The sequence below is a fragment of the Rhizobium pantanalense genome, assembly GCF_030182525.1.
Taxonomy (GTDB): Bacteria; Pseudomonadota; Alphaproteobacteria; order Rhizobiales; family Rhizobiaceae; genus Rhizobium.
Genome location: NZ_JAQJCH010000001.1, coordinates 350,861 through 370,819 on the forward strand (window position 1 = coordinate 350,861; position 19,959 = coordinate 370,819).

Consider the following 19,959-nt stretch of genomic DNA (forward strand, 5'->3'; position numbering starts at 1 on the left):
ATCTTACTGAATCACCGGCATCTCAAGGGGGACGCCAGCCTCCGATGCTGCAGCGACAAAGCTGTTGCGAGCTTCCAGCGGTTGTCCCTGGCCTCGTTCGACATCGGCACAGACCTGTAGAGCCATCATGAAAGCTTTACCCTCTGCGACAGGCCATGCGTTCAGCAGCATGTCCAGAGCCTCCTTCGTGTTCGCGACCGTATAGACTTTTCCGGTGCGCTTGCAGATGACCATGATGGGATAATTCCAGTCTTTATTGTTCATGGCAGGAGGCTCCGATCCGACGCCGCCGAAATTAACGCTACGGTGTGCGAAATCTCAAGTTAATTTCAAGACGATATCTGGAGCAGTTCGGAACTGTTTCAATCGTCGGGAAATCAATTCGAATGCCGGCGTGATCAACTTTCGAGTCATAACTTTCTACGTCGTGTTTTTCACAGCAAATCATTGCATGGAGATTGCTTGCACTGGGCGATAAGATCGTAAAAGACTTGTCGTTACAGCGTGGCCGATGGGAGCGGGTGATGGGAAGCTTTGCCGAGATCAGAAAGCGGGCCGAGAAGCGCAAGGGAGGCGCCGACGGGTTAAAGGCGCTGATGCCCAAGGCGCCGAACCATGAGGTGCTGCGTGCTCTGCCCGATGATCGGATCTTGTCGGAGATGACGCGCTACATCTTTTATGCTGGTTTCGTGCGTAACGTCATCGATTCGAAATGGGCTGGTTTCGAAACGGCATTCTCCGGCTTTGACCCCGCCTTTCTCAATCTGGCGCCGGATGATTACTGGCATGATCTGACTTCGGACGCACGGGTCATCCGCAACGGCGCCAAGATCATGTCGGTGCGGGACAATGCGCAGTTCATCCGCCAGCTTGCCGACACGTATGGCAGCGCCGGCCGCTTCTTCGCCGACTGGCCGCTGGAGGATCAGATCGGCCTGCTTGCGGTTCTGGACAAGCAGGCAAACCGGCTCGGCGGCATGACCGGCCAATATCTCCTGCGGGCGATCGGCCGCGACAGCTTCGTCATGAGCCATGACGTTCTCGTCTGTCTGCGGCTTTCCGGCGTGCCGATTTCTGAAAGCAAACCGACGAAGAAAGACCTGCGTCTGATCCAGGATCAGTTCAATGCCTGGCATGCCGAGACGAGTCTGCCGCTCACCCATCTCTCGCGCATCTGCGCTTTCTCCGTCGGAATGCCAGGGGAAGAGGACGAGGCCTGATTGATCTGGTCCCTGGAATGCTATTGGATCGCCTCGCCAGACAGGGAGGAATAGAATGACCGCCGATAGCAGACCCTTGGCCATCAGCGCGCCAGAGCCGCGCTCGCTCGAGCTTATCTTCACCAGGGACGCTCTGTCGCTCCTTCATTCGAAATATCGCATTGTCGAGGCGGATCCGGACAATATCGCCGGACTGGGCGACGAGGTGCTCGTCGAGGCGCGCTACATCATCGGCCAGCCGCCGCTATCGAGGGAAACGCTGGATCGCATGCCGCAACTGCGTTGTATCCTGAATGTCGAGAGCAATCTCATCAACAACATGCCCTATGAAGTGCTTTTCGAGCGCGGCATCCACGTCGTGACCACTGGCCTCGTTTTGCCGAACCGGTCGCCGAGATCGGCCTTGGGTTTGCTCTGAGCCTGGCGCGCGGGATCGTCGATGCCGATGTCGATTTCCGCGAGGGCAGGGAACTCTGGGGTGGCGATGGCAATGCGAAGGCACGGCTCGTTGGCGGCAGCGATATTGGCATTGTCGGCTTCGGTGATCTCGGCAAGGCGCTGAACAGCGTGCTGTCCGGCTTCCGCGCCAATATCAGGGTCTTCGATCCCTGGATGCCGCCGTCGATCCTCCGGGAACACGGCGTTCAGCCCGCTGGGCTCGATGAGGTGTTATCCAACAGCGATTTCGTGTTCGTGGTCGCATCGGTCACTAGCGAGAACAGGGGTTTTCTCGGGGCAGAGGCTTTTGCGAAAATGCGCGAGGGAGCGGCCTTCATTCTGCTCAGCCGCGCCGATGTCGTCGATTTCGATGCACTGATGGCGGCTGTCGCTTCGGGCCGTATCGTGGCGGCAAGCGATGTCTACCCCGAGGAGCCGCTCAGCCTTGATCATCCAGTACGCAAGCTCAAGGGTTTTCTCCGCTCGGCCCACCGCGCCGGTGCGCTCGACAGCGCCTTCAAGAAGATGGGCGACATGGTGCTGGAGGATATGGATCTAATGGATCGCGGCCTGCCGCCGATGCGCTGCAAGCGTGCCGAGCGGGAGACCGTATCGCGCATGCGCTCGAAGCCGGTGACGCGCAACTGATCTTTCGTCTTCACTCCCGGAGCAATGTCTTTCTGCACTGGGAATGGATTTGTATCGATGGAGCTAGCGGCGATCGAGCCGATTGGCGAGGCGATCGCCCAGCCATTGCATGCCCCAGACCAGAATGATCAGGATGATGACGACGGCGATCATGACGCTCGTCTCATAGCGTTGATAGCCATAGCGGATGGCAAGGTCGCCGAGGCCGCCGCCGCCGATCGTGCCGGCCATGGCCGAAGCGCCGATCAGTGTGACCATGGTCACGGTGAAGCCGGCGACAATGCCGGGCATCGCTTCCGGTATCAGCACTTCGCGGACGATAGTCCAGCGATTGCCGCCCATGGCGCGCACGGCGTCGATCAGGCCGCGATCGACATCGCGCAGCGAGACCTCGGCAACGCGAGCATAATAGGGGATCGCTGCGATGGTCAGCGGCACGATCGCGGCCGTCGTGCCGAGCGCCGTGCCGACGATCAGACGCGTCAGCGGGATGAGGGCGATGAGCAGGATGATGAATGGCACGGCGCGGAAGCCGTCGACCAAGATGCCCAGAACGCGGTTGATCGCACTCTGTTCGGCGATGCCGCCGCGGCTGGTGACGACGAGGGCAAGGCCGAGCGGCAGGCCGATGATGAGGGAGAGAAAGCCGGAGGCGCCCGTCATCCAGATGGTTTGCCAGAAGGAGCGCCAAAGCAGGCCGAGGATTACATCAGTTGTCATAGCCTAGAACCTCCACCCGGGCGGAGCGGGCTTTCAGAAAATCGCTGACTTTAGTCGGCAAGGTTGCATCGCGCGTCGGCACCGCGACGAAGAAGCGGGCGACGGGCTGGTTCTGGATATGGTCGATGCCGCCATGGACCAGCCGGAAGGAGCGGGGAAGGGCGGCCGAAAGCTCGGCAAAGAGTGCGCCCTGCGCGGCAGGGCCGGCAAGATCGACGCTCAGGATAGCCTCGGTGCCCGATGTCGGGGAAAGGCGAGCGGCAATATGGTCGGGAAGCTGCGGGCGGGCGCCGCTGAGCAGGCTGGCGGTGATGTCCTGCTGAGGATTGGCGAAAACGGTCCACACGGAACCTTCTTCGACGATCCGGCCGGCATCGATGACCGCGACACGATCGGCGATCGAGCGGATCACTTCCATCTCGTGGGTGATGAGCAGGATCGTCAGGCCGAGCTTGCGGTTGATGTCCTTCAACAGTGCTAGGATAGATCGGGTAGTTTCGGGGTCGAGCGCCGATGTCGCTTCGTCCGACAGGAGAATTGCGGGCCGCGCTGCGAGGGCGCGGGCAATGCCGACGCGCTGTTTCTGGCCGCCGGAAAGGGCCGCTGGATAGGCCTTCGCCTTGTCGGCAAGGCCGACGAGTTCCAACAGCTCGCGGGCACGCTGCAATCGTTCTGCCTTGGCGACGCCTTCGATCTTCAGCGGTAATGCGATGTTTTCCTCGACCGTTCTTGAGGACAGCAGATTGAAGTGCTGGAAGACCATGCCGATGCGGCGGCGCAGCGGCTGCAATTCCTTCTCCGAAAGGCGGGCGATGTCGCGGCCCTCGATGTGGATCTCGCCGCTATCGGCGCGCTCCAGCCCATTTAGGCAGCGGATCAGTGTCGATTTGCCGGCGCCGCTGCGGCCGATGATGCCGACGATTTCGCCGCGGCGTGCGGTCAGCGATATGCCATCCAGCGCCGGCGTCGCGCCGAACCGGCGGCGGACATCAACCAGGCGAACGATCTCGTCGCCTGTCGCTTCAGGCGGCGCCTGTCCGTCGATCGATGTGGCTGGGGTGAAAGAATTCATAGTGCTTCTCTTTGTATAAAAGCGGCCTCCGAGTTCGTAGAGGCCATTGTACCCCCCTCTGTCACTTCGTGACATCTCCCCCACAAGGGGGGAGATCGTTGGGAGTTTGTTGCGCGCTTAGCAGAACAATCGGCAATGTGTCAGCAGATGCGATGCGTGTTTTCTGGCAATGGCTTGCCAAATATTGCCAATCTCCCCCTTGTGGGTGAGATGTCACGAAAGTGACAGAGGGGGTATGTACCCTCAGCGAACTCCATAACCAACTATAAACTTCATCGCATCCTGCCGGGGAAAACATCAAAGGCGGCCGGGCAAGATGCCCCGGCCGCCCGCCGTTCAGCGCTGTCCCCCGCGCCGTTCTGAGATCAATAGGCGCTCTGGCCGGTGCCTTTGTAGACTTTGTCGAACTCGGCTTTGACGGTGTCGTTCTGATAGGAGGCGACCAGCGTCTTGACCCAGGCTTCATTCTCGCTGCCCTGCTTGACGGCGATGAAGTTGCGGTACGGATTGTTTTCGGTCTGCTCCTGCGCGATGCGGTCTTTCGCCGAGAGCCCTGCTTTCAGTGCCCAGTCGGTGTTGACAACGGCTGCATCGAGATCATCGATCGAACGGCCGACGATGCCGGCATCCAGCTCCTTGATGTCGACGTTTTTCGGATTTTCTGCGATGTCGGCGGTGGTGGCGAGGATGCCGGTGCCGTCCTTGAGCTTGATGATGCCTTCATGCTGCAGAACGAGCAGTGCGCGGCCTTCGTTGGACGGATCGTTCGGCACCCCGATGGCAGCGCCCTTCGGAAGGTCGGCTACGGTCTTGTACTTCTTCGTGTAGAGGCCGATCGGCCAGATGCCCGTGTAGCCGGCAATCGCGATGTGATAGCCGTGCTGCTTGATCTGGTTGTCGAGGTAGGGCTTGTGCTGGAAGGCATTGGCGTCGATTTCGCCGCGCTCGAGTGCTTCGTTCGGCTGGGTATAATCGTTGAAGACGACCGGCTCGACCTTCAGGCCCTTCTTGGCGGCCTCGGCGACCACGACGCGCCAGACATCCTCGTCCTCGCCGCTCATGATGCCGACCTTGATCGTCTTGTCTGCAGCCAAAGACGGCATGGCGGTTGGCGTCAGGCCGAGGACGGCGACAGCGGAAGCGAGGATGGCGGCAAGGCCGGCGCGGCGGGAAAGGCGCAGCGCGTCGAAACCTCTAGAAAGCTTTTCAGTCATGGGAAATCCCTGTTCCAGATGATCGAGATCGTTCTCTCGTTGACAGCAGGATCATTTCAGACGCGCGGTCTATCCGCGAAGCAGGATCATGCGTTGTGCACTGCGGTTCTGAAAAACTCTTTTCAGTGCAACGCAAAAGAGCAAACTTATTTTCTATAATTACTATAGATTACTTATGCGGCAAAATAGGCATTTGCTCAAAAATTAATCGCCTCAGCGATGGATGGGGTCCTTCCAGAGGACCTCTTCCGGCTTTTCGACCGGTTCGATATCCAGATTGACGACGACTGGCTCCTGCCCGGAGCGGACAAGGACGCATTCCAGCGTTTCGTCGCGGCTGGCATTGATCTCCTGATGCGGCACATAGGGCGGCACGAAGATGAAATCGCCAGGCCCGGCTTCGGCGACGAATTCCAGGTTCTCGCCCCAGCGCATCCGCGCCCGGCCTTTGACGACGTAAATGATGCTTTCGAGATCACCGTGATGGTGAGCGCCGGTCTTGGCATTGGCGTGGATCGTCACGGTTCCTGCCCAGATCTTTTCGGCGCCTGCGCGGGCTTGATTGATTGCAGTTGCCCGGTTCATGCCCGGTGTCTGTGCCGTATTCGGGTCGAGGGCATTGCCCGGAATGATCTTGACGCCATGTTCACGCCAATCGACCTGTTGCTGGCTATGATCTTGCCCGTGTTGATGCTCGTGTTCATGATCGCCGCACATGGTCGCGTCCTTTCGGCCCTGAATAGAGATTCGCATGCCTTCCACAGATGCGCTGTCATTTCACTCTACGTGAAGTCATTCAAAAATAAAGAGAATTGCAGAAAGTTATCATTGAGGCTTTTCAAGTCGAGATTAATCTATAGACTTGATCAAGTTACATGACCGGTGGGAACATTTCGTGTGCGTCCCGCGTTGCGCCGGTCACAAGATGGTTTGCCGCGCCGCTCCCCCATTTAAGGCGCGCCAAACTGAAGAAGCAGCGCTTGGGTCTCGGAGGAGAGACCATCAACTTTCATATATGCGCCGGACTTCCAATTGAAAGGAGACAGACATGTCGAATGCCTTGCCGCCCCTTCATGAGGGTCATGCCCCCATTACCCTGCAGCAGCTCTTCCGCGAAGCGCTCTATGCCTTCGAGGAATGGGACAGCGAAGTAACCGAACCGATCGTGACGTTCGAGGGACGTATCCATCCCATCAGCGTCGTTTTCGAGGCCATGCGCGAATGCACTGATATCGTGCCCAACAATATCGTCTCGGCCGTGACCGAGCGGCTGACCAAGCCTTGGGAGGGCGAGGGTCCGCTCGACACGATGACTTTTTCGACCGCCGCCCGCGTGATGGGCGTTCTGGTTCGTAAAAGATTGCTGATCGTGAACAACGGCGTCAATGTTGCTGCCATTGCGGCAGATACCCAGGCGGCGGAAACGTCGGATCGCTAACAGCGAAGATTGTTTATGGAAGGCCCGCCGGCATATGCCCGCGGGCCTTTTGCGTGTCATCGGCCGCCGACCTCGAATTCCGGATCGACGGGGATTTGCATCGCCGTCACGAGGTGATTGGTCTGTCCGGCAAGTCCCATAACCGCCAGCAGTTCCCCGTGCTGGGCGTCAGTCATGCCTTTTGCTCTGGCGGCTGCGGTATGCGAATGGACGCAATAGGTGCAGCCGTTGGCCGTGGAGACGGCTATGTAGATCATCTCGCGCACGAGCGGGTCGAGTGCGCCGTCCGCCACCATGACCGCTTTCAGGCCCTCCCAGGTGCGTTTAAGCAATGCAGGATCATTGGCAAGGCCGCGCCAGAAATTATTGACGAAATCGGATTTTCTCACCGCGCGAATGTCGTCGAACACAGCCTTGACCGCCGGGATTGCCTCGGCTTCCGCATCATCGAGTAACTTGACCGTCGCCATTCCTTATCTCCCTTTCATTTCGTCAGCTCTCATTGTGTGGAACCATAATCTATTTCCTGACGACATGGGCGCGGAGAGCTCCCATTATCCTCCCTCTTTTCGTTTGCAAAAATCATCCATATGTGAAAATACTATTCACATAAGAAGATTGAGGCTGACGCAGAACCGGTGACGAGGATAGTCCTCAAGGCGGAGAGGCGCCGTGGGCCGGGGTGATGTCGGGGAGCGGGAATATCAATGACACTGAAGAGGGACTTGCCGCTGGCCGGACTTGTCGTCGTCGACATGAGCCAGTTTCTGTCGGGTCCCTATTGCTCGCTGCGACTGATGGATCTCGGTGCCAGGGTGATCAAGATCGAGCGTCCCGGTGGCGGCGATCTTTCGCGTGGGCTTTATCTCAGCGACGATGAAAGCGGTGATTCGACGATCTTCCATGCGATCAACCGCTCAAAGGAAAGTCTGGCGGTCGATCTGAAGAACCAGCGCGATATGAGCGCGCTGCGCAAGCTGATCTCCAAGGCCGACGTGCTTATTCAGAACTTTCGCCCCGGCGTGATCGAGCGGCTGGGGCTGGATTACGAGGCCGCAAGCAAGCTCAATCCGCGTCTCGTCTATTGCTCGATCAGCGGCTACGGCGAAGAGGGACCATGGGTCGCACGGCCGGGGCAGGATCTTCTGGCGCAGTCGCGCTCCGGCGTCATGTGGCTGAACGGTGACGAGGGACAGGGGCCGGTGCCTTTTGGTCTCGCGATCGGCGATATGCTCGCAGGTGCGGCAGCGGCGCAGGGCATTCTTGCGGCGCTGGTGCGGCGTGGCGTGACGCGCGAGGGCGGGCTGGTGGAGACCAGCCTGCTGGAAGCTCTGGTCGATCTGCAGGTCGAGGTGCTGAGCGTGCATATGAACAACGGCGGCAAGCTGCCTGAGCGCTCCCATGTTCGCAGCGCCCATGCCTATCTTTCAGCGCCTTATGGCGTCTACCCCGCCGCCGACGGCTATCTCGCGATCGCCATGACGCCGATTTCCAAACTTGCCGATCTGCTCGGGATGGACGAGCTTGAGCCCTATCGCGATGACGAGAAAAGCTGGTTCACGGCACGCGATGAAATCAAGGCGCTGATCGCGGCGCGCATCGCCAGCCGCAACGTTGACGACTGGCTGGCGATCCTGGAACCTGCCGACATCTGGTGCGCAAAAGTGCTGAACTGGCCGGAGCTGCTAGGTAGCGAAGGTTTTCGTTTTCTCGACATGCTGCAGACGGTCGGGCGCGAAGATGGCGTCAGCCTGCGTACCACCCGCTCGCCTATCCGCATCGATGGGCAGCGACCGAAATTCGAGCGTGCGGCCCCGCACGTTGGCGAGCATAATGCGGCACTCTGGGAGGAGTTCGACCTTGGCTGAAGGGGTCGAGAGGTCGCGATGGATTTAGAAGGAGTTTTCCAATGACGCGCATCACCAATCTTCGCGTTTTCGATTTGCGCTTCCCGACATCGCAGAGCCTCGATGGTTCGGACGCGATGAATCCGGATCCGGACTATTCGGCAGCCTATGTCATCCTCGACACCGACAAGCCGGGCCTTGCCGGCCACGGCCTGACCTTCACCATCGGCCGCGGCAATGACATCTGCTGCATGGCGATCGAGGCAATGCGGCATCTGGTCGTCGGCACCGAACTTGCGACGGTTCTGGAAAACCCGGGCAAATACTGGCGGCATCTGACCAGCGACAGCCAGCTGCGCTGGATCGGCCCGGAGAAGGGCGCGATGCATCTGGCAACCGGCGCCGTCGTCAATGCCGTCTGGGATCTGCTCGCCAAGGAAGCCGGCAAGCCGATCTGGCGGCTGGTAGCCGAAATGGACGCGGAGCAGATCGCCGATATCGTCGATTATCGTTACCTGACCGATGTGCTGACCCGCGACGAGGCCGTTGTCATCCTGAAGAAGGCGGAAGCCGGCAAGGCCGACCGTATCGCCACGCTCGAGCGCGAGGGCTATGCCTGCTATACGACATCTGCCGGCTGGCTCGGCTATGACGATGCCAAGCTGCGCCGCCTATGCCAGGAGGCGATCGATGCCGGCTTCAACCATGTGAAGATGAAGGTCGGCCGCGATCTCGAAGACGATATCCGTCGCCTGACCATCGCCCGCGAAGTGATCGGGCCCGACCGTTATCTCATGATCGACGCCAACCAGGTCTGGGAAGTCAATCAGGCGATCGACTGGGTGAAGAAGCTCGCCTTCGCCAAGCCCTTCTTCATCGAAGAACCCACAAGCCCGGATGATGTTGCGGGACACCGCAAGATCCGCCAGGCCATCGGCCCGGTGAAGGTCGCGACCGGCGAGATGTGCCAGAACCGCATCATGTTCAAGCAGTTCATCGCCGAGGGCGCGATTGATATCGTGCAGATCGATTCCTGCCGTATGGGTGGCTTGAACGAAGTGCTGGCAGTGCTGCTGATCGCCGCCAAGTATGGATTGCCGGTCTGGCCGCATGCTGGCGGTGTCGGGCTTTGCGAATATGTCCAGCACCTGTCGATGATCGACTATATCGCCGTCTCAGGCACCAAGGATGGCCGGGTGATCGAATATGTCGATCACCTGCACGAGCATTTCATCGACCCCTGCATCATCCGCGACGCCGCCTATATGCCGCCGAGCCTGCCGGGCTTCTCGATCGAGATGAAGCCGGAATCCATCTCGGAATATACGTTCAAGGGTTGAAACCTGCCGGATTGCCCGAAGCAAAAGCTCGCCATCCGGCGGGCTTTTGTCGTTTATATTCGGAAGATCCGCCTCAGACGGGCTTGTTCAACCAAGCCTGAATGACGGGCACGTCCGCATCGTCAAACTCGTGACCGCCTGGAACTGTTGCAAGCTCAACCTTGGCGCCGCCATTCCGCAGATGTTCGGTCAGTGGTTGGGCGTAGGGGCCATACAGATCCTTCTCTCCGGCGACCACCAACACCTGGGCATCCGACATGTCCGCCGCTGGCGGATTTCCGAGGGCGGCCACAGAGCGCAGCAGCACCGCGCGGCGGATCAGATGTGGGTGCAGCGACAGCATGGCGTTCAGCAGGTTGGCGCCGTTCGAATAGCCGACATAGACGATGCGGTCCGGATCGAGCCCATAGGCATGGATCGCACCATCGATAAAGGCGGCGAAGGCTTCGGCCTCGTTGGCGATATCGGCCTGATCGAAAGACATCGGCCCGTTGCGGCGGAACCAGCGCGGCGCGCCTTCCTCGAGTGCACGGCCACGTACGCTAAGCAAGGTCGCATCGGCGTCGATCTTATGGCCGAGCGGCAGCATGGTTGTTTCGTTGGCACCCGAGCCGTGCAGCAGAATGAAGACGTTGCCGTTCGGCTCATCGGGCGTGAAGAAACGATGGATGAAGGGCAGGTCGCGATAGATGACGCGCGGCTCGCCGGGCATGGAGAACTGTGGGAGGATCACGTTCAATTCGGCCAGAAGCTTCGGACTGTCGCCGGGGGCGAAGAGGCGCGTGCCGAGCGTTGCCTCGTCCTCGTCAATCAACATGCCCGGCGCGTCCGTCGCGAGTTCGAAGAGGATGCGGCCGGGTTCGCGGACGTAGAGCGAGCGGAAATATTTGCGGTCATGCATTGTCGTCGGCCCGGAATCGATCGCCTGGAGTGTGGTGTGAACCGACTGCAATTCGGCATCGTCCGCGGCACGAAAGGCGACGTGATCCACCGTGCCCGTGCCCGGCGCGCTCGTCCAGAAGCCACAGGCATCGCGGATGTCGAGGATATCGCCGGGCTCCGAGACGAGCCGGCTGATCGCTCCGCTGGTGGCAAGCGGACGGTAGTCGAAGTGGTCGACCAGCATGGCTTGCGTCTCCTCTGGTGTTTCGCTGAACAGCGTTGCGCCGCGGATGCGGGCAATCGCGTGCTCCTGCGGAATGGTATCGCTCGTCCAAGGAGCTGCGGCCTGCAGCGTGTTCGTTCCCACCAGTTTGACGATGACGCCATCCGGGTCCTTCAGCCTCAGGACCGGCTCGCCGAATTCCTCCGATGGGCCTTCCGGTTTGAGGCCGGCACTCAGGGCGCGCGTCAACCAATAACCGATGCTTGCCGGATCGATGGCGAGCGAGATTTCGCCGACCTGGCCGACGCCGGCGCGGCCGGGAGAACCATCCTCCCAAACCAGAAAGGTGATCAGCGAGCCGGGCGAACCCACGGCGTCGCCATAGAGGAGGTGAAGCTGCGCGGCGTCCTCGAAGCCGCCGGTGCGCTTGACGAGGCGCATGCCGAGGAAGCCGACGTAGAAATCGACATTCGCCTGGACCTTGCGGGTGATCAGCGTGATGTGATGGATGCCGGCGACCATGGGATGCTCCAGACTGTTATTTCGTTCTGGTACTATTTAGGTCGCTGCCACTGTTCAATGCAATGCACCGTCCGTGGAGACACTGTTCACCAAAGACACTATTGCCGGAGTTGGCGGGAGGCAAGCATCAATGCTCGCCGAGGCTGTCTTCCGGCGATCTGCGGCGGTGGCCGCTGATTTCCGAGCCGGCGGTCCGCGAGAAGCTGGCGTTCCAGATCACCGCAAGCAGCGCGATGGCTGTCACGACGATGAAGGCGACGGAGAAGTCGATCATCTCGGCCTTCGTCTCCCCACGCAGCTGCATCGAGCCATGCAGCGCAAGAGCGGCGACGCAGATGCCGAGAGACAGCATCAGCTGCTGGAACGTCGAGTAGAAACTCGTCGCAATGCTCATGCGGTCGCGCTCGATCTCGTCATAGGCAATCGTGTTGTAGGCCGTGAACTGGAACGACATGAAGAAGCCGCAGAAGAACAGGATCACGAAGATGACGGGCAGCGGCCAATCCGGCTTGAAGATGGCACACATGCCATAGCCGAGCGTGCCGATCAGGCCGAAGATGATGAGGGCGGTGCGGAAGCCGAGCGTGCGCAGGATGCGGACCTGCAGCGGCTTCATGGCCATGGAGCCGAGCGCGGTCGCAATAGCGATCTGGCCTGCGGCCGCGGCCGAAAGACCGAAGCCGAGCTGCAGCATCAGCGGGATCAGGAAGGGATGGGCGCCCTGGCTGATACGCGTCAGCGAACCGGCGATGACCGAGGTGCGGAAAGTCGGCACCTTCATCAAGGAGAAATCCATGATCGGTGAGGGGTGCTTGCGGGCGTGGTGCAGATAGGCGATGCCGAACAGAAGGCCGATGGAGATCAGGAAGACCGCCATATAGCCTTCGCCCTCGCGGCTCGACATTTCAAAGCCGAAGAGCAGAGAGCCGAGCGAAATGCCCGAGAGGATGAAGCCTGAGAGATCGAAACGACCGGTGCGCGGGCCTTTCACCTCTTCGATGAACATCGTCACCAGGATGAAGCCGATGATGCCGATCGGCACGTTGATGTAGAAGATCCAGCGCCAGTCGAGATAGGTGACGAACATGCCGCCGATCGGCGGGCCAAGAATGGGGCCGACCAGCGCCGGGATCAGCAGCCAGGACATGGCGTTGACCATATCCTTGCGGGCGACGCTGCGCATCAGCACGAGGCGACCGACGGGCAGCATCATAGCGCCGCCGAGGCCTTGAAGGAGGCGCGCGATCACGAGGAAGAACAGGTTCGGCGCCTGCGCGCAGAGAAGCGAGCCGACAACGAAGACCGCGATGGCGGACCGAAAGACGGTGCGCGACCCGAAGCGGTCTGCGATGGCGCCGCTGGCAGGAATGAAGATCGCGAGGCTGAGGAGGTAGGATGTCAGCGAGATACTCATGGCCGGCGCGCTGACGCCGAAGTCTCTTGCCATAGTCGGAAGGGCTGTTGCGAGCACGGTCGCGTCGAGCTGTTCCATGAACATCGCGCTTGCTACGATAAGCGCTACTACACGAAAATTCGGTGCGGCCCGCCGGGTCGGGGCGGCCTGGAATATCTGATCCGACATTGTCGGGGATCGCTCTCGATGGTGCGGTGGGGTCGTAAGACAGAACCGCAAGTCTGGTCATGGCGCGAAGGCCTATTTGAACGGCGGTTTGTATACTCCTGCTTGCACGCGATTGCTATATCAGAAATCGCAAATCCCATTCATGGGATGAAAAAAAATGACGCACATGCAGGAGCAAACGGCATCAAATGAACGTGAGGTGAATGAATAGGCGCGATATCGCGCCGAAATGTTCACGCTTGGTTTTGCGGCGTAAGATAATGTGCTCGTTTCTGTGTGCAGGCGGATGTGAAAAGGCCGGTGTCCAACAGGGCGGCACCGGCCTTATTCGTCAAGTCGGAGAGCGCGCCGCGGTCAGTAACCGGCCGCCAGTCCGGAGCCGGCACGGCTATCCACGGCGCCGTTGTAGCGGGCGCCACCGCCCTTGGCGATGTCGCTGAGGCTCTTGCCGCCGACGAGGATGCCAGCGGCCTGGCCCCAGATCGGCCAGCTATTGTCGACCTGAACCGTGTAGCCCATGCCGGTCAGAAGCTTGATCGTATCGGGCGAAAGCGCACGCGGCTCCATGTAGACCTTGTCCGGCAGCCATTGGTGATGGATGCGCGGAGCATCGATCGCCTCCTGAATGTTCATGCCGAAATCGATGACGTTGATGATTGCTTCCAGCGTGATGGTGATGATGCGCGAGCCGCCGGGGCTGCCGATCACCATGAAGGGCTTGCCGTCCTTGGTAACGATCGTCGGGCTCATGGAGGAGAGCGGCGTCTTCTTCGGCTGGATGGCGTTGGCCTCGCCCTGCACTAGGCCATAAAGGTTGGGCACCCCGGGCTTGGAGGTGAAATCATCCATCTCGTTGTTCAAGAGGATGCCCGTGCCGGGCGCAACGACGCCGGCGCCGAAGGAGCCGTTCAGCGTATAGGTAACGGCGACGGCATTGCCGTCATTGTCGATGATCGAATAATGCGTGGTCTCATGGCTTTCGCCGAGGCCCTTGGGCATCAGATCCTTGGAAACGCCGGCCTTATAGGGAGAGATACTGTCGCGGATCTTCTGGGCATAGGCCTTATCCAGCAGCTTACTGACGGGGTTGTCGACGAAGTCGGGATCGCCGAGTGCCGAGTTGCGGTCGACATAGGCATAGCGCATGGCTTCGACCATGTAGTGGACCGTGTCGGCCGAGGCGTAGCCGGTATAGGAGAGCGGGTAGCCTTCGAGCACATTGAGGATTTCGCAGATGATGACGCCGCCGGAGGAGGGCGGCGGCGAGGAGATGATCTCATATCCGCGATAGTTGCACTTCACGGGCTCGAGCTCGCGGACCTTATATTGTTCGAAATCTTGGTTTGCGAGAATGCCGCCCTTGTCCTGGCTTGCCTTGACGATGGCGTTGGCGACTGGCCCCTTGTAGAAGCCATCCGGCCCCTGATCGGAAATGCCTGATAGGGCATTGGCGAGATCCGGCTGCACCAGCTTGTCGCCCGCTGCGAAGGGCTTGCCATCGGACTTGGTGAAGACCGCGGCAGTGGCCGGGTCGCGCGAGAGCCACTTCTTGCCCTCGTTCAGCTCGGCGGCATCGGCCTGGTTCAGCGTGAAGCCTTCCTTGGCGTAACGTATGGCCGGCGCGATCAGATCCTGGCGGGATTTTGTGCCGTATTTCTCGCGGGCCGTCTCGAAGCCCATGACTGAGCCGGGGACGCCGACGGCGAGATAACCATCCGTGCTGGCGCCTTTGACGATATTGCCCTTGTCGTCGAGATACATGCCTTTGGTCGCCGCCAGGGGTGCGCGCTCGCGGAAATCGAGGAAAGTGGTCTTGCCGTCGCGCATACGGATGGTCATGAAGCCGCCGCCGCCGATATTGCCGGCGGTCGGGTAGACCACGGCCAGTGCATAGCCGACCGCAACGGCGGCATCGACGGCATTGCCACCATTCTTGAGCACCTCGATGCCGACATCGGTGGCGAGATGTTGAGCGGTGACCACCATGCCATGCTCCGCCTCGACCGGTGGCGGCGCGGCAGCTCTGGCAGTGACGGAAAAGAGAGCAAATGTGACCAGGGTTACCGACGAAATCGCCCGCTGGCGGAAGTGGCGCATGATGAGTATGCCTCCCATTATTATCTTGATGGAAAATCGCCAACGAATGACATGGCGTCGCGCACGAAAATGGCGATATCCGCTGTCACAATTTTTTAAAGCGTGATGCCGAAAAGTATAGACGGTTTTTGGACGACATCACGCTCTACTTCTTTGATTCTATGGCGGATTCAGATTTTAGGTCGAACCGATCTAAAGTCATCCGGCTCTAATGGGGAGATCGTGTTATAGGCTCGAATCCAGCCCACTATGTCTTCTGTGCACTACTACGGATAATTTTGGTCCTCCTGCCGCGCAGAAAAAACGCTTCGCACTTGCAATATTCTTTTATTAGTTGAATCTATTTTAGATTGTTGCTTGTCGAGGCGAGTATTGCGTGGAGGGTAATCATGGCCGTGACGAAGCTCGAGCAATGGAAGAGCGAGCGCAGGATTAAGAGCAGGCCATTCATCGTTGGCGAGAGGATGCATGTCGTTGAAATCGAGTGCGACCATTGCAGCCGGCACTTCTTCCGATGGACATCGACCGCAGCCGCCTATTGGCGCTGTGACGATTGCACCGCAATTGTCTAAGCCACTCGTCCCGGCGGTTACACGATCAGGATGGCGCGGAAGTCGTTGACGTTCGTCCCGGTTGGGCCGGGAACGAAGAGATCGCCGATCGCATTGAAGGCCGTCCAGGCATCATTGCTTGCCAGCATCTCGGCCGGCACCATTCTAGCTTTGCGCAACCGCGCCACCGTAGCCGCATCGGCAAAGGCGCCGGCATTGTCCTCGCTGCCGTCAATGCCATCGGTATCAGCGGCCATGGCGTGAATGCCGGTGTGGCCGTCGATATCGATGGCCAGCGACAACAGGAACTCCGAGTTTCGCCCGCCCTTGCCCTTACCCTTCAAGGTCACCGTCATTTCGCCGCCTGACAGTAGTACGATCGGCTTGGTGAAGGGGCGGTTGCGGTGAAGCACTTCGCGCGCGATGGCAGCGTGGACATGGGCGGCTTCCCGGGCCTCGCCCTCAATGGCGTCGGAAAGAATAGCCGCTTCGATGCCAGCGGCACGCGCCACCTCGGCAGCGGCTTCCAGCGAGACGCCGGCAGAGGCGATCAGATGCACTTCATTGCCGGCAAAACGAGGATCGTCCGGGCGCGGCGCGTCGGCCTCGACCTTTCCGATATAGGCGAGAACGGCTGGCGGCAGTTCGATCTCGTAGAGGCGGATGAGGTCGAGCGCGTCCGCGCGCGTGCCGGCGCCTGGCACGGTCGGGCCGGAGGCCACCAGGGCAGGGTCGTCGCCGGGAATGTCCGAGACGACGAGGGAGACGACTTTGGCGGGATGGGCCGCGGCAGCCAGCCGGCCGCCCTTGATGGTCGACAGATGCTTGCGGATGACATTCATCGCCGAGATCGGTGCGCCGGAGGCAAGCAGCGCCTTGTTGACGGCGATTTCGTCGGCAAGGCTCAGCGAACCGCCTGGCGACGGCAGCAGCGCCGAGCCACCGCCTGATATCAGGGCGATCACCAGATCGTTTTTTGTGAGGCCATCGACGAGTTTCAGTAGCCGGCGGGAGGCGACGAGACCAGCCTCATCCGGCACGGGGTGGGCTGCTTCGATGATCTCGATCTGGCGGCAAGGAGCGGAAAAACCGTATCGCGTCACGACAAGACCTTCCAGCGGACCTTCCCAGCATTGCTCCAGCGCGGCGGCCATCTGGGCAGACCCCTTGCCGGCGCCGATGACGATCGTGCGGCCCTTCGGTTTGGCAGGCAGATGCGTACGGATGCCGGTCAGCGGATCGGCGGCGCGTACGGCTGCATCGAACAGCGAGGTCAGGAAGGCGCGGGGATCGGAAACGGTCATGTCGAACTGCCTGTCTGCTAGAGCGCTTATACGCAATTCCGGACGGAAAACCGCTACGCACTTTTCCTCAAATTGCTTCTCAGAGCCTGTAACCATTTGGTGGCTTAACTGACTGGAAGACGCAAGGGCCAGGAACTGCAATTGTGTCCTGCCCGATGAATCCCTATGTAGAAGGAAAGGGTTTCCCGCTTTTATTTCAAGGATTTTCGACATGGCCGAATTGAAAGTGAAGACAAGGCAGACGGGTGCAACCGCTACGGTCGGCCGCACCGGCTTTCCGCATGTGACCTCGGTGACCGGCGGTGAAATCGACATCGTCACCTCGCCGTCGCAGCCTGGCTTCAATCCGCTCGATCTGCTTTACTCGTCGCTCTCGGCCTGCCTGGTCTTGAGCGCCCGCATGGCGGCCAGTAGCCTCGGCGTGCTCGACAAGCTCACCGAAGTCACTGCCGTCGTCACGGGTGAGAAGGCGACCGAAGGCCTTTCCCGCGTGGAGAAGTTCAATATCGCCTTCACCATCAAGGGTGATTTCAGCGATGAAATCCGCAACGCGATCGCGCATGCCGCCGAAGATGAAATCTGTACGGTCAGCAACACGATCCGCGGCAATCCGCAGTTCGAGACGACGATTTCGGGGTGAGATTTTGCCAGGACGGGGGTAGGCAGGGACGCACCGGCTTTCCCAATGCTATCGTGGCAAGTAACGGCCCCCCGCTCTTGCAATTTCAATGGCTTAGAAATTGCACTAGCATTCTGAATATGTGTGACCTTCGGTGTCGCAATTCCTAAACCAATGAAATTGCTTTCTCGCCCGCCAAGGGCGAGATGGCTCGGCATCTGCCGTTGCCCCTCACTTCGCCGGAAACTCAAATCCCTCAAGGTAAGGCCCAAGCTCCGGGTCGATATCCACCTTTACGGCATTGTTGTAGATCGCCGTCGCGATCATGATGCCGGCGAAGGCGACGAGGTTGGCGAGCGTTGGTTCGTCGTAGCGGGCCTTCAATCGATCCCAAATTCCCTCCGGAATGGCATTGGAATCCCTGACGATCGCCTTGCCGAATTCGATCAGCAGCGCCTCGTCTTCACTCGGTACGATCGTTTCCGGCGTCAGGCCGGCATTGATCAGCGCGCGCCGGAAGAAGCCGACGGGAATGATCGAGCGGCATTCCAGAGCGATGGCATGGCAAAGCAACCAGACGGCACGATCGTCCAGCGCCGGGCGCAGTTCCTCGCGCAAAGGAAACCATTCCGCATAGATGCGATGCGCGACCGGCGAGTGCAGCAATGTCCGCTTCATATTCGTCATGCGGCCGCGCAGTTGCATCTCGCGGTCATGCTCGGCGCGCACGGCCTCGGAAGCGGTCTCGTAGTCGATCGGCGTGATATGACTCATGTTATTCTCTTGTGATGGGCTCTCTTACTGCGCGGCTTCGGCAGCAGCTTTGAAGAAGCGGTTTTCCGGGCGCGGCAGGCCGAGGTGTTCGCGCAATGTCGTACCTTCGTAATCGCGGCGGAAGATGCCGCGGCGTTGCAGCTCTGGAACGACGCGGGTGGTCACGTCGAGCAGGCCTTGCGGCAGGAAGGGGAAGACGACGTTGAAACCGTCAGAGCCTTCCTCATGCAGCCATTGCTCCATCTCGTCGGCAACGCTCTCAGGCGTGCCGACGAAGGCGAGGCCGGCATAGCCGCCGAGGCGCTGGGCAAGCTGGCGCACGGTCAGCTTTTCGGCTTCGGCAAGTGCGATGACGCGCTCGCGGCCGCTCTTGCTCGCGTTGGTCTCCGGAATCTCCGGCAGCGGGCCGTCTGGATCGAATTTGGAGGCATCATGCCCAAGTGCGATCGACAGGGATGCGATGGCGCTATCGTAATGGACGAGACTATCGAGCTTTGCCCGCTTGGCCTTTGCCTCCTCGACCGTATCGCCGACGACGATGAAGGCGGCGGGCAGGATCTTCAGATGATCCGGATTGCGGCCGATCGCCTTCATCCGTCCCTTGATATCGGCAAAGATCGATTTGCCGTCGGCGAGGTTGCGGGGAGCTGCAAAGACGGCTTCGGCCGTTTCGGCGGCAAGCTGACGGCCGGCATCCGATTGTCCGGCCTGCACGATGACGGGCCAGCCCTGCGGCGGGCGGGCGATGTTGAGCGGGCCGCGAACGCTCAATTCCTCGCCCTTGTGCCCGAGGACATGCATTCGCTCGGGATCGAAGAAGATGCCGCTTTCCGGATTGCGGATGAAGGCGTCGTCGGCGAAGCTGTCCCAGAGGCCGGTCACGACATCGTAGAATTCGCGAGCGCGATGGTAGCGCTCGCCATGTTCCATGTGTTCTTCGAGGCCGAAATTAAGGGCGGCATCGGGATTGGAGGTGGTGACGATGTTCCAGCCGGCGCGGCCACCGCTGATATGGTCGAGCGAGGCGAAGCGGCGGGCGATATGATAGGGCAGGTCGAAGGTGGTGGAGGCGGTTGCGACGAGGCCAATCCTGTCGGTAACGGCGGCGAGCGCAGAAAGCAGTGTGAAGGGCTCGAAGGAGGTGACGGTCTGGCTGCGCTTCAGGGCCTCGATCGGCATGTTGAGGACCGCGAGGTGATCGGCCATGAAGAAGGCGTCGAATTTCGCCTTTTCCAGCTCCTGCGCAAAGCTTTTGATGTGCTGGAAATTGAAGTTGGCGTCCGGATAGGCGCCGGGATAACGCCAGGCCCCCGTATGCAGGCTGACGGGACGCATGAAGGCGCCCAGCTTCAATTGCTTCTGTTCGGTCATCGGCTCTCTCTCGAAAATCGTTGGACTATCATGACGTCGTAACGGCACCGCCCGAAGAATAATGCATTACGACGTAGGCGCGCTCCGTGCCTATTCA

Annotated in this window: 18 protein-coding genes and 1 pseudogene; 7 read left to right on the forward strand and 12 right to left on the reverse strand. The window is 60.1% G+C overall.

Going from position 1 to position 19,959, the window contains the following annotated elements; translation table 11 throughout:
- Nucleotides 1-3: 3 nt before the first annotated feature.
- Nucleotides 4-264 carry a DUF982 domain-containing protein gene (locus tag PH558_RS01715; protein ID WP_092712227.1) on the reverse strand — a complete coding sequence of 87 codons (261 nt, stop codon included), beginning with the start codon at nt 262-264 and terminating at the stop codon, nt 4-6.
- 260 nt (nt 265-524) lie between these two features.
- Here PH558_RS01715 and PH558_RS01720 point away from each other — a divergent pair, with 260 nt between their 5' ends.
- Together PH558_RS01720 and PH558_RS01725 are read left to right on the forward strand one after the other, a co-directional pair.
- A complete protein-coding gene (locus tag PH558_RS01720) occupies nt 525-1,220 on the forward strand; it encodes a DNA-3-methyladenine glycosylase I (RefSeq protein WP_285201885.1) in 696 nt (231 codons plus the stop codon).
- A 55-nt stretch (nt 1,221-1,275) separates the two neighbouring features.
- Nucleotides 1,276-2,306 (forward strand): annotated as a pseudogene (locus PH558_RS01725) (hydroxyacid dehydrogenase).
- A gap of 63 nt (nt 2,307-2,369) precedes the next feature.
- Here PH558_RS01725 and PH558_RS01730 read toward each other — a convergent pair.
- The 4 genes from PH558_RS01730 to PH558_RS01745 all read right to left on the reverse strand — a co-directional run bounded on the left by PH558_RS01730 (nt 2,370) and on the right by PH558_RS01745 (nt 6,029).
- On the reverse strand, nt 2,370-3,026 hold the full coding sequence (locus PH558_RS01730; RefSeq protein ID WP_285172879.1) for a methionine ABC transporter permease: 657 nt from the start codon (nt 3,024-3,026) through the stop codon (nt 2,370-2,372).
- Nucleotides 3,016-4,098: a methionine ABC transporter ATP-binding protein gene (locus PH558_RS01735; RefSeq protein WP_285201886.1), complete on the reverse strand. Its 1,083-nt coding sequence runs from the start codon at nt 4,096-4,098 to the stop codon at nt 3,016-3,018. Before PH558_RS01735 ends, PH558_RS01730 begins: the two co-directional genes overlap by 11 nt.
- A gap of 365 nt (nt 4,099-4,463) precedes the next feature.
- Nucleotides 4,464-5,312, reverse strand: a complete 849-nt coding sequence (locus tag PH558_RS01740; protein WP_285201887.1) for a MetQ/NlpA family lipoprotein — start codon at nt 5,310-5,312, stop codon at nt 4,464-4,466.
- 213 nt (nt 5,313-5,525) lie between these two features.
- Entirely contained in the window at nt 5,526-6,029 is a 504-nt protein-coding gene (locus PH558_RS01745) for a cupin domain-containing protein (RefSeq protein ID WP_095436346.1), read from the reverse strand.
- A 331-nt stretch (nt 6,030-6,360) separates the two neighbouring features.
- On the opposite strand from PH558_RS01745, the gene PH558_RS01750 reads away from it, so the two are divergent.
- On the forward strand, nt 6,361-6,750 hold the full coding sequence (locus tag PH558_RS01750; RefSeq protein ID WP_113408205.1) for a BRA0787 family protein: 390 nt from the start codon (nt 6,361-6,363) through the stop codon (nt 6,748-6,750).
- Between the two features lie 56 nt (nt 6,751-6,806).
- Here the strand turns inward: PH558_RS01750 and PH558_RS01755 are convergent, their stop codons facing one another.
- Nucleotides 6,807-7,220, reverse strand: a complete 414-nt coding sequence (locus PH558_RS01755) for a carboxymuconolactone decarboxylase family protein (protein WP_113408204.1) — start codon at nt 7,218-7,220, stop codon at nt 6,807-6,809.
- Between the two features lie 237 nt (nt 7,221-7,457).
- Between PH558_RS01755 and PH558_RS01760 the strand changes: the two genes are divergently transcribed.
- Nucleotides 7,458-8,618: a CaiB/BaiF CoA transferase family protein gene (locus PH558_RS01760; protein ID WP_285201888.1), complete on the forward strand. Its 1,161-nt coding sequence runs from the start codon at nt 7,458-7,460 to the stop codon at nt 8,616-8,618.
- Between the two features lie 41 nt (nt 8,619-8,659).
- Complete coding sequence (locus tag PH558_RS01765; RefSeq protein ID WP_113408202.1) at nt 8,660-9,937, forward strand: L-fuconate dehydratase; 1,278 nt, start codon at nt 8,660-8,662, stop codon at nt 9,935-9,937.
- Between the two features lie 73 nt (nt 9,938-10,010).
- On the opposite strand, the gene PH558_RS01770 is transcribed toward PH558_RS01765, so the two are convergent.
- The 3 genes from PH558_RS01770 to ggt form a co-directional block, all read right to left on the reverse strand.
- On the reverse strand, nt 10,011-11,564 hold the full coding sequence (locus PH558_RS01770; RefSeq protein ID WP_285201889.1) for an alpha/beta fold hydrolase: 1,554 nt from the start codon (nt 11,562-11,564) through the stop codon (nt 10,011-10,013).
- A gap of 127 nt (nt 11,565-11,691) precedes the next feature.
- On the reverse strand, nt 11,692-13,146 hold the full coding sequence (locus PH558_RS01775) for an MFS transporter (RefSeq protein WP_095435681.1): 1,455 nt from the start codon (nt 13,144-13,146) through the stop codon (nt 11,692-11,694).
- A gap of 354 nt (nt 13,147-13,500) precedes the next feature.
- Complete coding sequence (gene ggt, locus PH558_RS01780; protein ID WP_285201890.1) at nt 13,501-15,243, reverse strand: gamma-glutamyltransferase; 1,743 nt, start codon at nt 15,241-15,243, stop codon at nt 13,501-13,503.
- Between the two features lie 389 nt (nt 15,244-15,632).
- Here ggt and PH558_RS01785 point away from each other — a divergent pair, with 389 nt between their 5' ends.
- On the forward strand, nt 15,633-15,815 hold the full coding sequence (locus tag PH558_RS01785; protein WP_285201891.1) for a hypothetical protein: 183 nt from the start codon (nt 15,633-15,635) through the stop codon (nt 15,813-15,815).
- 17 nt (nt 15,816-15,832) lie between these two features.
- On the opposite strand, the gene PH558_RS01790 is transcribed toward PH558_RS01785, so the two are convergent.
- The gene (locus tag PH558_RS01790; RefSeq protein ID WP_285201892.1) at nt 15,833-17,098 is read right to left on the reverse strand and encodes a glycerate kinase type-2 family protein; all 1,266 of its coding nucleotides are present in this window, start codon (nt 17,096-17,098) and stop codon (nt 15,833-15,835) included.
- Between the two features lie 211 nt (nt 17,099-17,309).
- On the opposite strand from PH558_RS01790, the gene PH558_RS01795 reads away from it, so the two are divergent.
- Nucleotides 17,310-17,738, forward strand: coding sequence for an OsmC family protein (locus PH558_RS01795; RefSeq protein WP_095435678.1), 429 nt, complete (start codon nt 17,310-17,312; stop codon nt 17,736-17,738).
- Nucleotides 17,739-17,948: 210 nt separating this feature from the next.
- On the opposite strand, the gene PH558_RS01800 is transcribed toward PH558_RS01795, so the two are convergent.
- Nucleotides 17,949-18,491 carry a carboxymuconolactone decarboxylase family protein gene (locus PH558_RS01800; RefSeq protein WP_113408196.1) on the reverse strand — a complete coding sequence of 181 codons (543 nt, stop codon included), beginning with the start codon at nt 18,489-18,491 and terminating at the stop codon, nt 17,949-17,951.
- A 24-nt stretch (nt 18,492-18,515) separates the two neighbouring features.
- Nucleotides 18,516-19,862, reverse strand: coding sequence for an LLM class flavin-dependent oxidoreductase (locus PH558_RS01805; protein ID WP_285201893.1), 1,347 nt, complete (start codon nt 19,860-19,862; stop codon nt 18,516-18,518).
- Between the last annotated feature and the right edge of the window lie 97 nt (nt 19,863-19,959).